Origin of the sequence: Candidatus Clostridium helianthi (genome assembly GCF_045310795.1) — a bacterium.
In the GTDB taxonomy this organism is placed as follows: domain Bacteria; phylum Bacillota; class Clostridia; order Clostridiales; family Clostridiaceae; genus Clostridium; species Clostridium helianthi.
On sequence record NZ_JBJIAB010000002.1, the window covers coordinates 41,932 to 58,968 of the forward strand.

Consider the following 17,037-nt stretch of genomic DNA (forward strand, 5'->3'; position numbering starts at 1 on the left):
CCTTGTTGATTTTATCAACATTTCAATTCTATTTTCTCAAAATTATCTTTTTCAATAGTCTATATTCTTTTGTTATGTATAATCCTATAGCGTAAGTTATGGTTCCAATAATAAATTTAAATATCGCACTTAATAGCATATTGTTTATTACTACTTTACTTATTAATATATATCCTCCAACCATTAATACACCGATAATGAGAATGTTCTTTAATTGCAATAAAAAAGAAATAAAGCTTTTTTCAAATACATGCGTTATAAGTACATAGAAACATTGGATAAAGTTTAATATAAATGCTATAACTAATCCTAACGATAATATAATTAAACTTCTATTCATTATTCCTGTAACTATTGCACTTACAGTGAATATTGCTGATACTACTCCTGTAGAAAATAATTTATTAACATACCCAGTAGCTTGAAATATTGATCCAATACTTGATAATACCATTTGTATCACAATTGTCACTGATAATATTCTAAATATTGGTATTGATGCATCCCAATTAGGACCATACATTATGCGTATTATTTCATTTGCAGAAAAGAAGCAATATACGGTTATAAAAATGCCTAAATAAGCAAGAACTTTTATAACTTTTATATATGTTTCATAAATTATATCCTTTTGATTTTGATATTCAGATAATACTGGATGTAATACGGGTGTTATTACATTTGTTAAATTTTGTACTGGATAAAGCATAAGTTTATAGGATTTATCATAATACCCTAAAGTTGATGCACCTAAGAACTTACCAATTAATATGTTATCTAGATTCCTGGTGAAATAATTTATAAAATTAAATAAGAATTGAAAGCTTGAATAATTTTGTATCTTTTTTATTGAACTATATGAATAACCTTTATTTATTTTCAATTTACATATTCTAAAACATAATATAAAAATAAATAAACTTTTTAATATTGAATCGAAAACCAATGAATAATAAGAGAATCCTTTAAAGGCAAGAGATATTGTAAAAATACCAACTATTACATTTACAATTATATTTATTATTCCTACTTGTTTAAATTTTTGAGCTTTATATAATATAGCATTTGGTACTATATTACATATAGAAAATAACACAGAAAAAGATAATAATCCTCCTAGTCTTATATATATCTTATCATTATAAAAATAAGCTATAAAATAAGAAAAAAAGTAAAATCCAATTGCTATAACTATAGATCCAATTACTGAAAACTTAAATATATCTGAAACTTCTTTTTCATCTAAAGACTTATTTTGTATTATAGCAGGTCCTATCCCCATATCACCAAGCATATTGAAAAATGATATAAATACAGTTATTACTGCAATTATGCCAAAATCTGCTGGCATCAATAACCTAGCTAACACTGAATTTATAATTAACTGTGCAAATATATTACTATATTTAGATATGAACGTAATCATTATTCCACTTTTTAAATTTGAATACTCTCTCATTATTCCTCCGGTTATAAATACTTACATCATGCATCTATTATTTTTCTATAATTTGAATCCACTGTTTAATAATATTATCTATCTTAAAATCTTTAGCTCTTTTTACAGATTCTAATGACATACTTGTTCTTTTCTCATCATTTTCTATTAACGATATAATCTCATCAGCGAATTTGTTAATATTATAATCCCCAACTAAAACTCCATTTATGTTAGGCTTGCTTATTATTTCTTTAGGACCAGAATTATCAAAAGCCACTACTGGCAATCCGCATTCCATTGCTTCTGTGATAGCTAATCCAAAGCCTTCCCATCTTGAAGTTGAAACAAAAATTGAAGATTCCAAATAATGATCTTTAACATTATCACATTGACCAAGCAATATTACATTATTTTTTAGATTATACTTTTCAATATGATTTATCAGACTTTCTCTATCAGGACCTTCTCCAACTATTTTTAAAATCCAATCACTTTTCTTTTTGTGAATTATATTAAAAATTTTAATAAGAAGATCTAATCCCTTTTGCTGCTCTAGCAATCTTCCAACAAAAATTATACTTTTCTTATCGCACGAAGATTTTTTATTACATTCAAAACTTAAAGGGTTATAAATCACCTTGCAATCTATTCCTAACTTTTCTTTATATTTAATCTTGTCATCATAAGTTAAAACTACATTACAATTTAATTTTGGTATATATCTTTTAAACAACTCGTCTTGCTTCCAATAATATTTGCCCTTATTATTTAAATACGCATCATAAGAATTATGCATCCATCCTATAGTCTTACCATTTAACTTATCACTTATTTTTCCAAGAACTATACTATAATAACCTTCTATACCTATGATAACATCATAATTTCTTGTATTTAGATAATTTATAAACCTATCTTGAACTTCATTAGGACAATATCCATAAAGCAATAAATCACTCATAACAGAATTGTTTAAAATTCCAGTTATAGAATTCACCTCTCTAGAAATCTTACAGATAACTTTGTTAGTAAACTTCTTATGTAACAGCCCCGAATTAAACTTTATACTTACATTAGAATTCAAATTATACATTTCTCTATTAACTTTAAAAGTTCTATCTGTACATATCACATCTACTTTATTATTTTTACTTAATTCACTAGCTAAAACAGATACTACTCTTTGAACTCCTCCCAAATTAAAAATTGTGGTAGTTATAAAACATATTTTCATAGTTTCTCCTTATAAAGGCACATGAAAGAAAATAATGAACCAAAGATGCGCTGAATATTTCGTTTCAGACAAGGAAGTAAATTCATTTCATAACAATGCCTATTAACTAAATTTGCTGACGAAGTATACTGCGAAATAAGCAAACATACTAGTCTATTATTTTTTTTATTGTGCTTGAGTACATACTAATATTTTCTTAACAAAGCCACTCTACCTTAAATCTATCATCTATCATCTATTTTTTATTTTCTTCAGAACTGGGTATAAACCACAATTCCATAAAAATAACTTTAATTTATCGTCTTTAGATATTTCCTTTAAAAATAAAAAATCTTTATTTTTCACACTTAATTCATCATACTTACTTTTCTTAAAACTTTTTAGATTATTCCCCTCATGTGCATTAGTGTAGTGAGCTATAAAATGAGATAGAACTTTGACTCTAAAAATGTTTAAGCTTTTCTTATCTACTTTTATATTTTTATCTTCTATATAATTTATAATACTACTCATAGCAAAATAGTAATCTTCTGCGAGCTTAGCATTTTTCTTATGAACTGTTGATGTTGCTCTTTGTCTATAGTAATACAATGGTTTATCTATGAAAGCTATTCCCTTGCTAGAATGTATTGCTTTAAAAACTGGAAATGCATCCTGAATATATCTATGAGGTTCAAACTTAAACTTAATCTGTTTCAATAATTCAGTTCTAAAAAACTTATTCCATAATTGACCTTGCAATTCATAATTCAGCATAAGATTCATAACCTCATAATTGTTATATATTTTTCTTGGATCTACTCTATATTTCTCAATATAGTTTCTGCTATCTTTTTCATCATAATATACGTAATATTCACTTATTACTATATCCACATTAACTTTTTCTGCTCTATTGTACATATTCTCAAGCATATCTGATTCTAAAAAATCATCTGGATCAATATATATAGTATATTCACCTTTTATACAATCAAATGCTGTGTTTCTAGCAACAGATACACCTTGATTTTTTTGATACAATATAGTGAAATCTTCAAATTTATCTTCATAATCTTTAACTATATCCATAGTTTTATCCGTTGATCCATCATCAACAATCAATATTTGCAAATCTTTATACGTCTGCATTAAAAGACTATCTAAACATTCTTTAATATACTCTTCAACATTATAAACTGGAATAATAACACTTATCATATATTTGTTCTCCTTGAACCGCTAAGATATTCTATACTAAATTATTTATTACCACTTTTTTGATTATTATCAACATTCATATATAAGTTTTCCAAGTTTCTTGATATTGCCATAGCACTAAAACCTGATTTTATAATATCTTCAGAGGTATCCTTTCTACTATATCCATCTTTATATTTCAGAATTATCTTTGCCCATTCCTCTGGTGGACTATCTAAAGAAAGAGATTTCCAATAATGAGTTATTTTTATTTCATTGCTTATAGCATCAGAAGCTACAGCCATCAAAGCTGCGGCTTGAACTTCTATTCCAACCACTGGAAGCCCCTCATAATGAGATGGAAAAACAAATATATCCGACGCTTGTAGAATGTTATGAATTTCATTACAAAGTCCATAAAATATTACTTTATCCTCTAAATTCAGTGATCTAACCTTATCCTGAATCTTTTCTTTTAATTCTCCCTCTCCAATTAGCAATAGCACTGAATTACTATATTGCTTATTCACAGAATTAAAAATATCTATTAAGAAATCATGGTTTTTTTGATAGCTAAAGCGTCCCACATGAGTTAATACAAATTTGTCTTCCAACTTTAATTTTCTTCTATATTCTTCTCTTACATTTTTATTATAAATAAACTTTTTTTCATCAATACCATTATTTATAACCTTGGCTTTTTCATCTCTTACATCTTCCTTGGAAAACATCCATTGTGCCGCATTAGTTGAGCATGCAAATTCATAATCAACTACATATTTCCAAAGACTTCTTATAATGTTCTGTATTCCTAAATGTAAATGATAAAACCTCTTATCTCTGCTTATTCTATCATTATGTGAATGCATAATAATTGTAGGTGTTTTACATATCTTAAAAACAACTGCTTCAAAAAAGCTTTTTGCACGATCCCCGTGTATATGTACTACTGAATATTTTTTATCTTTTTGCAATCTATATAAATCCATAAAAGATTTCAGCCTTTTAATCCCAGTATTTTTTTCTAGACATATTATTTGTCCACCCATTTTCTCAACACTTTCATCATAGAATTCAGTTTCTTCTTTATTCTTATATACTACATAATCAAATTTAATTTTATCTAAATGCATATTTCTATTTATATTTAATATAAAGGCTTGAATTCCTCCAGCTCCTAATGAATCCACAACTTGGAGAACTCTTAACGTTTTATTTTCCATAACAACCTTCCTTCATCTGATATCAGGCACTATAATCCTCATTCACATATATGAAATTTCGTTTTCTAAGATTCATGAGTAAATTCTTCTCATAAAATCACTCTTAACTTATAAATAGATAATTAATTTTTATCTTATTCTATACTAGCAGTAGTACATTCTTGCGAATCACTGTCTATAATGTTGTTTCCTAGATACGTAGCAATCACAGCAAAAGTAAAGCAGCCTGTTACATCCGTAAATATAGCTTCTGCAGTAGATGCTATTAAAATATATAATAGCAGCAAAAATGCCGCTGATTGAATTTCTCTGTTATACTGATATCTTTTCTGTATTGATTTAAATATATTCAATATAATCCATAAAAATACAATTAAACCCAAAAAGCCAAATTGACCATATACATAAGGCCAAAAAGTATCACCAATATACGAATGAGCGGTTTCCTCTAATCCACTAACTAAATTTATTCCATATTCATAATATATAGGTGAATAATAATCTCCGGATATTTCTGATGCAAAGGTTCCAAAACCACTTCCAAAAGGTATATATTTACAAGCTAGTTTATAACCTACTATAAATAGCGCTGGCCGAGCAGCTGTAAGATAATATGATGCGTATTCCATTATTTTGTTATATGTCGAGAAGATTCCTATGACAGCAAGTATCAATATATATCTTATTTTTATAGATTTAGCATATTTCATAACTAATTTCATAAAGAAATATCCTAATATGAATACAAATGCTTTATTTCTTAATGTAAAAAACAATATAGCTATTGATTCAAAAATAATAAAATTATCAAACTTTTTTCTATTATCACTTAATATTACACATAAAAATATTACAATAGCTGAAACCAAATATGTTGGATGCTGATATAGAAATTTATAACTTCTTATTCCATATCTTATATCTGATGACATTCCTATATCATGAATTATGTTTAAAATCAAAAAAGTAAATATTACATTTACATAAATTCTTGATCTTTTTGCTACCTTTTCTAACAATAAATCTTTATCTATATTATTTGATACAATTAGCGTAAATGTGTAACAAACTACAAATTTACTTATAGCTAAAATATCTTTATATATGGCAATCTTCTCTGGTTGAATTTTATGCATTACGTTTCCTGCTACTCCTACAAGTAGCAAACAAAAAAATAAAATTATAGATTTAACTTCACTAGAATACATGCTTATTTTATTTTTTCCATTAAATATATAAAAAACTGATAGAATTATCAGCATAAATGTGAATAGCTCATCAATATACCCCAATTGTGGAATATACGTAATTAGACAATTTTGAAAGATAAAAATATCAAATAATACATTCAGAACGAAAAGCATCTGTTACTCCCTTCTTAGGCATAATCAAAAAATAACAAATCCATCTGCTAAGCCTATTTCCCATTATGCTATGTTAACAGATTACCCTAATAGCCCGCTATGAGACCAATCTGCTTCCTTGCTTAATGAAAAATAATCATAGCATTTTGGACTTGTTATTTTTTTATATGACTGAATTTAAAGTTCTATATATAGATTACCCAAAAGTTGAAATTATATATTCATCTTTGGATAAATGTAAAGAAAATAACAGATTAAAGAGATGATATATATCATCTAATAGATAAGATTTTGATTGTGGTTACAGTTCTTTAATAAGTTTAACAGGAACCCCACCGTAAACCCCTTTATTAACAATGTTTTTAGTTACAACTGAATTGGCAGCAACAATCACTTTGTCGCATATATTTACCCCACGTGTAATAGTAGAATTGCATCCAATCCAAATATTATTACCTATATTTATTTCTTTAGTATTATATCCTTGAGATATTATTGGCTTATCACTAATATCATAGCGATGATCATGATCAAAAATCCCTATATTAGGTCCAAATAGACAATCTGATCCGATACTTATTTTTTCTAAAGATACTACTTTATTATTAGTATTAAAAAATGTATTCTCTCCAATATAAATACTTCCATTTATACATTCGAAGCTGCAATAATCTTCGATATAAACATTATTGCCAAGAGATAATACATTTCCTTTACTTATTCTTATTTTTACACCTTTACCTATATAAAGTGATTTTAAATTCTTAATTTTAAACTCGATTCTATTGCTATATCTTATTTTTAATACAACAATTCTCATTAATGATCTTAAATACTTAATGCCTTTTCCAATCATTCTTTATTTCACCTAACTTAAATAATAATCAAAAAAATAACAAATCCATCTACCAATCCTGTTTTACATTATAGAGGGAACTCGACTTGTTACGCTCCATGAGTAAGCGATTCACACCAAATCATAGATTTGGGTTCTCTTCTTACCAGCAGATTTTACTAATAGACTGGCTATAATCACAATCTGCTTCCTCGCATAATGAAAAATAATCATGACATTTTGGACTCATTATTTTCTTTCATGGCTTAAAATTTCTTTATATTCTTTAAGATGCAACTTAAAATATATCTCTTTATTGAATTTAGTGTTGAAAATTTCAAAACAATTCATCTTCATATAAGAATACTTTTCTTTATCTTCATATAATTCAAGTATTTTTTCTTTAAAACTTTCAATATCTTTAGCCTCTACTAAATACCCATTATATCCATTTTCTATTTCTTCATTTGTTCCATCTATATTGGTAGCTATAACTGGAACCCCTTGTGAAAATGCTTCTAATGGAGTTAGTGGTAATCCTTCTATATAAGAACATAATAATAATACATCTATATATTTTAGATATTCTATAATGTTATCCTTAGCTCCTAGCGGATAAATATAATCTTCTAGTTTCTCTTTCTTTACAAGTTCCTTAATATTACTCAGCTCTGGTCCATCACCTATTAATACAAACTTTATTTTTTCATTTTTTAATGCAGTACTTTTTGCGATAGAAATAAAATCATAGACTCCTTTATAATCTACTATTCTACTTACTTGAGCTGCTATAAAGTATCCTTTTTTCTTTAGCTCTAAAAGCTTATGATCAACTTCTTTACTATCATGATCAGTTTCTACAGTATTATATATAGTTTTTATATTCTTTTCTTCTAAACCAGCCTTTTCAATTAAAATTCTTTTAGCTGCTTCACTTACGGTTATTGTTTTAATCCCTTTTAAAGATACATTAGTTAACTTAAACTTATTTTCTATACATAAATGTTGAGTATGTATCACTTTAACTTTAGTAATTTTCGATATTAATTTAGCTAATAATGTTGTCATTCTATGATGACTATGAATTATATCTATATTTTCCTTTTTAACTATCTTATATATAGTCATTAAGTTATTTAATATAACATCAGGATTCTTGGAATCTGTATTTAAAATATTATAGTGTTTAACTCCCATTTTTTCTAAATCCTTAGTTAATTCACCGCCCATACTTGCAACTATAACCTTATTATCACCATTGAACAATTTGCATAGTTGAATAATACATTTCTCAACTCCTCCAAGACCCATACCTCTGTTAAGATATAATATATTCATCAATGATCTCCTTTAATTTATGAATGCTGGTCTACATTATCCGGCTGATTACATTGTCAAACTTTCTAATGAAGTCATTTTTATTAGAACTATATGTATTACATTTTACAGATAACTGTTTATAATTGCTTATTACGCTGCCTAAATCTTCTATATCATATACTCCAATAATCTTTGAATTTTTATCTAATCTTTTAGTAAAAAGTATTTGATGATCATCAACATGTTCATCAAACTCTGGATCTCTTGGCACTACAATTGGAACCTTATTATATTGGAGAGGATGAAATATACTTCCTGGTCCTCCGTGAGTTATGATTATATCACTTTTTCTCACATATTCATCCATTTCATCATATCCAATCATTTTCTTATATTCATAATTTTTAGGCTCATAATTACAGTACCCAACTTGAGCAAATACTTCTTCTTTAATATCTCCACTTTCAATTAATTTATCCAATTGAATAAATAATCTTTCCATGCCTTGTTCATGTGTTCCTACTGTTACAAATATCAAAATAATCCCTCCAATACTTGTCCTCTTGGGTAAAACTTCTTTTGTTCTTCCCATTGTAATATAAATAAATCGCTTATAGGATAAACTACCTTCCCTGTTATAGTTGGTTTTTCTATCCTATCATACACTTCAATATAAACAACTTTTGCACCAAATAATTTCCCAATATAGAAAAATGGAATTGCAGGCGCTGCACCAGTGCTAACAATTAAATCCGGTTTTTCTTTAAGTAATATTTTTATTGATAAAAATGTATTTTTAATTAAATTTTTTATATTTCTATTGGTAGGAAAATAGCACCAATATTTTTTCTCATCTTTAAGTATTGATTTAGAATCTTCCTTTTCAAATGTTACCCAGAATCTCTCCTTATCTTTCCACCACTCTTTTAATTGAATTAAATGAGTTAAGTGACCACCACTTGATGTTATAAAACATACCTTCATAATATTCTCCTCCTTAACCATTTAAAAATTTACCATACCATAGTTAGCATTCTTTAAGCTATGAATTTAAATAGAGTTACCATGTACATCTGAAAAGTTTCATTTAATTACCCTTGCTATATTACCATTGCTGTTTTTACTTTACTTAAAGCTTTTTCTTCTAAATTCAGCACAGATTTTCTTCCAATTGAATAATAATCTATTTGTCTTTCCTTAGCCTCTTTAACTTTATAACAATTTCTACCGTCAAATATAATTGGAGTGTACATTAGTCCTTCATATACAGTTAAATCTAAAGATTTAATTTCATTCCATTCTGTAAATATAAATGCCATATCTGCATCTTTTAAAGCTTCTTCTGGAGTACTTACATATGTTATTCCACTTGGATATAACTTTTTGAAATTCTCAACTCCAACTGGATCATATGCAATTATTTCAGCACCTTCATCTAATAATCTTCTTACATTTGGTATAGATGGAGCTTCTCTTAAATCATCTGTTCCAGGCTTAAATGTTAATCCAAGTACAGCCACTTTTAATCCTTTTAAACTTCCAAATTTATTCTTAGCTTGTCTAAACAGCTTATATTTTTGATTTTCATTAACTTCAATTGTTGCTTTTATTGTTTTTAATTCATATCCATTATCATTTGCAAGCCAATGAAGTGCTTTTGTATCCTTAGGAAAACATGATCCGCCATACCCGATTCCAGCATTTAAGAATTTATCACCTATTCTTGGATCAAAGCTCATCCCTTTAGCTACATCTTCAACATCTGCTCCAACCATTTCGCAGAAGTTTGCTATTTCATTCATAAATGATATCTTAAGTGCTAAAAAGTCGTTTGATGCATATTTAACCATTTCTGCACTTCTTCTATTCGTAACAACAATTGGTTGATTGTAGCCCTCATAAACCTCTTTTAAAAGTTCCTCCGCTTTTTTAGATTCAACTCCTATTACAATTCTCTTTGCATATAAAGTATCGACAACTGCGGTTCCTTGCGCTAAAAATTCTGGGTTTGACGCTACTTCTATATGAATATTATTTTTAACATTTTCCTTTAAAAACTCTTCAATTCTATCATTAGTTCCTATTGGTACCGTTGATTTAACCACTACTAAACAATCTCTTTCAACATTTTCAGCAATTTGTCTGCATACATTAAACACATAATCTAAGTTTGCTGATCCATCTTCTCTTTCTGGAGTTCCAACCCCTATGAATATCAAATCAGCATCTTTATAAGCATTTTTATAATCTATTGTAAAATCTAATCTACCTTCATCGTGATTTCTTTTTAAAAGTTCATCTAATCCTGGTTCGTATATTGGTGAAATTCCTTGTTTCATCATTTCAACTTTATTTTTATCTATATCAACACAAGTTACATTATGCCCGATTTCCGAAAGACATGCTCCGGTAACTAAACCTACGTATCCTGTTCCTGCTACTACTATTTTCATACTTACCTCCATATATTCCGTAATTCTAATTGACTAAATTTATTTGCTCCCATATTACCCATAGCTTTAGGCACAATAGATTTAAACTCATTATTTCCTCTAATGCGCCTTATTAAGGCATAATCAAAAAACAACACGTCTATATGCCTAAAGTCACTTAACTTGCATGCTTGTCTCCAAACAGTACAAAAAATGTTTTAAATATTAACTTAATATCAACTAAAGTATTTCTTTCCCTTACATACTTAATATCTAGTTTCATCCAATCTTCAAAATCAATATCATTTCTTCCAGATACCTGCCAGTAACATGTCAAACCAGGTTTTACTTCAAGCCTCGTCATCATCCAATTATCAAATTTTTCTACTTCTTTTGGAAGAGATGGTCTAGGTCCGACTAAACTCATATCACCTTTTAGAACATTAAACAATTGTGGAAGTTCATCTATGCTTGTCTTTCTTATGAATTTACCTATTTTAGTTACTCTTGGGTCATCCTTCATCTTAAACATGGGTCCGCTCATCTCATTTTTATGACATAGCTTACCTTTTAACTCCTCAGCATTACTGACCATAGATCTAAATTTATACATTTTAAATACGCTGCCATCTTTACCAATTCTTTCTTGTGAAAAAATTACAGACCCTTTTGATTCAAGCTTAATTAAAATTCCAACAATCAAGAATATTGGACTTAAAACTAATAACCCAAATAGCGAACAAAGTATGTCTGTAATTCTTTTTAAAAAACAATATTTACCTTTAGATCCTATTTCTTCTTCAAGAGTAAATTCTCTCTTATTAATTTCTACTTGCTGCATTTTATCACCATCCTATCATAATTAATTATTAGCTAAATATTTTAGCCTTTTTTAATCTGTGTTTATTTTGGTAAATAGCAACGTTTCTTATTTGCTTATTTATAAAATTAGACTTGAAACGACATTTTTTTGTTTTTTCTCTTCCCTGTATCAAATATATTACACCGAATCTATAGTAACTTTCAACGCACAATAAACGCTATATTAAGCAATATAATGGATAGCTGCTAATATAGCGTTTCATGACAAATATTTAATTTATTTTCTTTTTTATGGCAGTCATATAATTTAAGAACTTACGCATTCCCCCAAAACTCAAAATAAATTCCATACAAGCTCTGAATTTACGTAAAATTAACCAAAATTCTATCTATAATAATTTGAATTTGCATGAATATTTCTTTATTAATACAATCTATATAATCGTGCTTCATATGGTCTTAATATAAATTTTGTCATATCCTCATGTTTATCAACTTCATAATTTGAAAGAAGTAATTCTTCATATTTCAATTTTTCTTCCTCATAATAAAACTTTACATTTTCTTCTGATATATTAGTAATTATTATATATTTTTGATTATTTGAAGTTCTTGTATAAGCATATATTTTATCATTCTCTTCTAATATTATATCATACCTGCCATATACTAAAGCCTTATTTTCTTTTCTGATTTTTATCATTTTTTTGTAAAAATTCAATATAGAATCAGTATCTTTTAGCTGATCTTCTACATTAATTTCTTTATAATTCTTATTTACTTTTATCCATGAAGTTCCTGTAGTAAAACCACCATTATATGTACTATTCCACTGCATTGGTGTTCTTGAATTATCTCTCGTAGTCGCTTTCACAATTGCAAGTGCTTCTTCTTCTGATACCCCATTTTCTACTCTCTCTTCGTAACTATGCACTGTTGAAATATCATCAAAATCATCAATATTATCATAATCTGCATTTGTCATTCCAATTTCTTGTCCTTGATAAATAAATGGGGTTCCCATTTGCATGAAATACATTAAAGCTAACGCTTTGGCACTTTCTTTCCAATATCCTTTATCATTTCCAAGCTTTGATACACATCTTGTTAAATCATGGTTTTCAAGAAATAAAGCAATCCAACCATCTTTATAAACAGCGTCCTGCCATCTAGATAACGTCTTTTTAAAATCCACTAATAAAGATTTTTCAGCATTATCCATATTCCATAAATGCATATGTTCAAATTGAAATATCATAGAAAACTTCCCTTTTTCATTTCCAGACCACTCTTCCAAATCATTTACTGTTACACCGCTTGCTTCTGCTATAGTAAATATATCGTATTTATCAAACGTATGTTCTTTTAAATCCTGCAAGAGAACTTCTATACCCGGCTGCTTCATATGCTTATCAAAAGATGGAACATACTTCAAATTATCTGGATTTGGCATATCACTGTAATCACACTTTTTAATATGACTAATTGCATCTACGCGAAATCCATCTATCCCCTTATCCAGCCACCAATTAATCATTTCATAAAGTGCATTTCTTAAATCTTCATTTTCCCAATTAAGATCTGGCATTTTCTTACTAAATAAATGTAAATAATACTCATCACCATCAGAATCATATTCCCAGGCTGAACCTCCAAATATACTTGCCCAGTTATTTGGTTCTAAATTCTCTTCATTATATGTAGATTTTTTACCCTTTCGCCAAATATACCAATCTCTCTTTGTATTATCTTTTGAACTCCTTGCTTCTATAAACCATGGATGTTCATCTGAAGTATGGTTTATAACCAAATCCATAATTAAACGCATTCCTCTTTTATGAACTTCCTTTAATAAATTATCAAAATCCTCCATGGTACCAAATTCCTTAAGAATTTCTCTATAATCACTAATATCATATCCATTATCGTCATTAGGAGACTTGTATATTGGACTTATCCAAATTAAATCAATACCTAAATCTTTTAAATAATCTAATTTTTCAATTATTCCTTGTAAATCCCCTATTCCATCTCCATTAGAATCTTTAAAGCTTCTTGGATATATTTGATAAGCTACTAACTCCTTTTGCCAATTCATAAATTTCCTCCCAAATAATTAATTATTTTAATTAAAATTTCTTATAAATAACAGAAACATAGCAATATATTTTCATTATAGTGTAAAATAAATTTTTTTCGTCCTTCCTTTTACACTAAATTATTGCTATGTTTCCTTTTTTATTTTCAAAAGCTTAATCGAGGTATAATTCTAAAAACATCTTTGATAGCTTTACATTTATTATTTTTATATACCTTAATATTAATCAAATCTAGTTTGCTACTAACTCAACATTATCAATTTGTAAATTTGTCCATTCTTTGCCATCTTGTATAAATGAGATTATTAAAGTGCCATTAGTAACAGTGACTTGTTGCGAAATTTCAACATAGGAATCTCCATGTGGAATTTTAATCGAAGCTGCCTCTCCCCCAAAACCTGATAATTCTAATTGCGATGATGTAGGATTTCCAGTATTTTGTTTAACCATTGCTTTTACTGTATAAGTTCCATTAGTCAACTCAGTTACTTTTTGTTGTAACATTTGTTTTCCTTGCCCCCAAAAATAACATTTATTATTTCCAGCAAAGACATCTTGATCATTAACTCCAAATCCATCTGGATTAGCTGCTACCCAGCCTGTTGTATCACCTGTTTCAAAATCTCCATTTGTTATTTTTCCAACTGATTCAGGTATGTTAGATGAACTTGCGCCTTCGCCCTGCTTAATAACCTTAGCTTCCTTTGATACAACATTTCCGTTCTCATCTAATAACTGAATATCATCAATTTGTAAATTAGCTTCGCCATTTAAAGTAGATATAAAGTTAAAAGCTATATTTAATTTTCCATCCTTAACATCTATGGTTCCTTCTATTTTTCTATAATTATCGCTATGTTTTATATTAACTTTTTCACTCTTATCTCCAGAAGTTAATTCCATAGCTGCATAATCTGGAATCCCTGTATTTTGTTTTACCATAGCCGTTACTCTATATTTTCCATTTTTTAATCCTACAACTGTTTGATCAATCTTTTTGGTATAAGGCTTATTATCATAGAAATATAACTTATTATTTCCAGATGCTGCATCTGTGGAATCTAAGCCATAACTTCTTCCGGATATATTCCAGCCCATAAATCCATCTTCAAAACCTGGATTTGTTAATTGACCTTGAACGCCTATTATATCATTATTCTTATCAATATTCTCAGAACTTAATTTTTTTAAATAAATCATATCCCAATATTCCAAAGATGGTACTGTAAATTCTATATAATTTCCTTTTTCATCGTTTCCTTTTGAAAATTCTAAACTTTGTGATTTACAATCATTAGCATCAGGTGATGCTAATGAAACACTTTGAATATCTTGGGTTACATAATACTTAACCTTAAAATTTTCTGCTTTAGTTGGCTTAGATTTCGATCCATCAGCAGCTCTCCAAGTATTATCAAAAACACCTAAAAGATTTACCATTTGAATAACATCATAATTTGAATCTTTTTTTCCGTAAGTCCATATTTTATTAGCTTCACCTATATTACTATTCTCATAACCTTCAACTTGGATTTCATTATTACTATTTATTTGTCCATCTCTTAATAAGTTTTCATAAGCAACTATAAAGTCATAATATTTTCTTTCCCTTGCCTTTAACTCTTCATCCATAACAACATTTCTATTGGGGAAATACTCTTTAGTAAGCATTCTTGTATCATCGCCCAGCTCAAGTCTAGATCCACCTGCTGCAAAGACTGAAGCCCCTGTTAATAGCACTGAGGAAGTATTAAATTTTCCAGGCTTTTCTTCACTATGTTTATCTCCCAATTCATAATTCATATATGCCGGCACTATTAATGATCTTCCTTTTGTCTCAGTTCTTGCTTGGTCTACAATACCTTTTAAGGAATTATATGTTATAATTCCATCCCAAGGCCATACTTCTGTATATGCACCACTTACATTACTACTATTTACATCTTCGTGCCCCTTATTTCCAACTGGATTAAATAATATATATTTGTCAGGAAATTCTTTCTTAGCTGCATTAATAAAATCTTTAAAAGTAGTTGTAATTGATACTGGTGTCCCATCTGCTTTATACACTGTTCCAAAATCACCTACAGTATCCATATGCCATCCATCAAAATCAAATGCTTCAAAAACTTCCTTTTCCCTTGCAAAGAGATAATCCTGCCATTCTTTATTTGATGGATCCATAAAGTAAAGCGCATCTGTTTCCCAGCCGCTAGGCATTGCCATAGTCCACTGTTCTCCATCAGTTCCACTTGGATCCTTATATAAACCCCATTCCTTTTTTACACCATCATTTTCATATCCTTGAGTCGCTCCATATATTAAATTGTATTGCATTGAAGAAATTCCTGCTTCATGACCATTCTTAATATATCCTTCTATTGTTGATTTATATACATCATGTTTTGATAAATCCTGCCATACATCTTCAACATTTGAACCTTCACCTGCTATAGGATCATGATGTTTGTCTTGCCAATCATAATATTGCAGACCATTTATATGGAATTTTTTCAACTGATCTATTATATCTTTTGTATTAACACTTTTCTCATAATTAGTTAGATAACCGTATCTAGGAAATTTAAGCCAATTTGAGGAGACATCTACAGCTGTTGATGATGACTCTATGACTTTTCCTTCAGAATCTTTACACGTTATTTCAAGTAAATAGCCTTTAAAATCCTCATTAGGAACTGTCCAGTTTATGAATAAATCTTTATTTTCATCTTTTTCAATTGAAAAATTTTGAGTTACTGTACTCCCAACTTGTGTATCAAGATGCTTTGCCGATAGCTCTATAGTTCCATTGGATATTTCATTTCCTGTATAATTGACCAAATTAATTTTTACACTTACATTTGATCCTGGATTATACATAGATTTATCTGTTGAGACATCATATAGTAAAAGCTTTTGATTAAAGGCCCCTTTCTCAGAAGTATTTACTATAGGCATTTCTATAAAATCAGAATTTGCATATGCGGTATTTGATATAATTGATACAGTTGATAGAATTGTAGTTGACATAAGTGCTAAACTACATAAAATTTTTAATTTTTTTCTTGACTTTCTCATATTTTCACCA

Annotated in this window: 13 protein-coding genes; all 13 read right to left on the reverse strand. The window is 28.4% G+C overall.

From position 1 onward, the window contains the following. Nucleotides 1–28 precede the first annotated feature (28 nt). The gene (locus ACJDTP_RS01915) at nt 29–1,459 is read right to left on the reverse strand and encodes a lipopolysaccharide biosynthesis protein (RefSeq protein WP_406760323.1); all 1,431 of its coding nucleotides are present in this window, start codon (nt 1,457–1,459) and stop codon (nt 29–31) included. 37 nt (nt 1,460–1,496) lie between these two features. Next, a complete protein-coding gene (locus tag ACJDTP_RS01920) occupies nt 1,497–2,675 on the reverse strand; it encodes a glycosyltransferase family 4 protein (RefSeq protein ID WP_017212089.1) in 1,179 nt (392 codons plus the stop codon). Nucleotides 2,676–2,906: 231 nt separating this feature from the next. After that, nucleotides 2,907–3,875, reverse strand: a complete 969-nt coding sequence (locus ACJDTP_RS01925) for a glycosyltransferase family 2 protein (RefSeq protein ID WP_017212088.1) — start codon at nt 3,873–3,875, stop codon at nt 2,907–2,909. A 41-nt stretch (nt 3,876–3,916) separates the two neighbouring features. Then, nucleotides 3,917–5,077, reverse strand: a complete 1,161-nt coding sequence (locus tag ACJDTP_RS01930) for a glycosyltransferase family 1 protein (protein ID WP_406760324.1) — start codon at nt 5,075–5,077, stop codon at nt 3,917–3,919. 134 nt (nt 5,078–5,211) lie between these two features. After that, complete coding sequence (locus tag ACJDTP_RS01935) at nt 5,212–6,213, reverse strand: hypothetical protein (protein WP_406760325.1); 1,002 nt, start codon at nt 6,211–6,213, stop codon at nt 5,212–5,214. Nucleotides 6,214–6,742: 529 nt separating this feature from the next. Beyond that, nucleotides 6,743–7,297 carry an acyltransferase gene (locus tag ACJDTP_RS01940; protein WP_406760326.1) on the reverse strand — a complete coding sequence of 185 codons (555 nt, stop codon included), beginning with the start codon at nt 7,295–7,297 and terminating at the stop codon, nt 6,743–6,745. A gap of 228 nt (nt 7,298–7,525) precedes the next feature. Next, nucleotides 7,526–8,614: a glycosyltransferase gene (locus ACJDTP_RS01945; protein WP_406760327.1), complete on the reverse strand. Its 1,089-nt coding sequence runs from the start codon at nt 8,612–8,614 to the stop codon at nt 7,526–7,528. A 31-nt stretch (nt 8,615–8,645) separates the two neighbouring features. Continuing rightward, nucleotides 8,646–9,134 (reverse strand): PssE/Cps14G family polysaccharide biosynthesis glycosyltransferase, encoded by a 489-nt coding sequence (gene pssE, locus ACJDTP_RS01950; protein ID WP_077838328.1) that lies wholly within the window; start codon nt 9,132–9,134, stop codon nt 8,646–8,648. Continuing rightward, nucleotides 9,131–9,580, reverse strand: a complete 450-nt coding sequence (gene pssD, locus ACJDTP_RS01955) for a PssD/Cps14F family polysaccharide biosynthesis glycosyltransferase (RefSeq protein WP_023974317.1) — start codon at nt 9,578–9,580, stop codon at nt 9,131–9,133. The genes pssE and pssD overlap by 4 nt, the downstream gene beginning before the upstream one ends. Nucleotides 9,581–9,696: 116 nt before the next feature. Continuing rightward, nucleotides 9,697–11,049: a UDP-glucose dehydrogenase family protein gene (locus ACJDTP_RS01960; protein ID WP_406760328.1), complete on the reverse strand. Its 1,353-nt coding sequence runs from the start codon at nt 11,047–11,049 to the stop codon at nt 9,697–9,699. Nucleotides 11,050–11,206: 157 nt separating this feature from the next. After that, on the reverse strand, nt 11,207–11,869 hold the full coding sequence (locus ACJDTP_RS01965) for a sugar transferase (protein WP_406760329.1): 663 nt from the start codon (nt 11,867–11,869) through the stop codon (nt 11,207–11,209). A 405-nt stretch (nt 11,870–12,274) separates the two neighbouring features. Next, complete coding sequence (locus tag ACJDTP_RS01970) at nt 12,275–13,948, reverse strand: glycoside hydrolase family 13 protein (protein WP_103698827.1); 1,674 nt, start codon at nt 13,946–13,948, stop codon at nt 12,275–12,277. 232 nt (nt 13,949–14,180) lie between these two features. Continuing rightward, a complete protein-coding gene (locus ACJDTP_RS01975; RefSeq protein WP_406760330.1) occupies nt 14,181–17,027 on the reverse strand; it encodes a glycoside hydrolase family 66 protein in 2,847 nt (948 codons plus the stop codon). Nucleotides 17,028–17,037 lie beyond the last annotated feature (10 nt).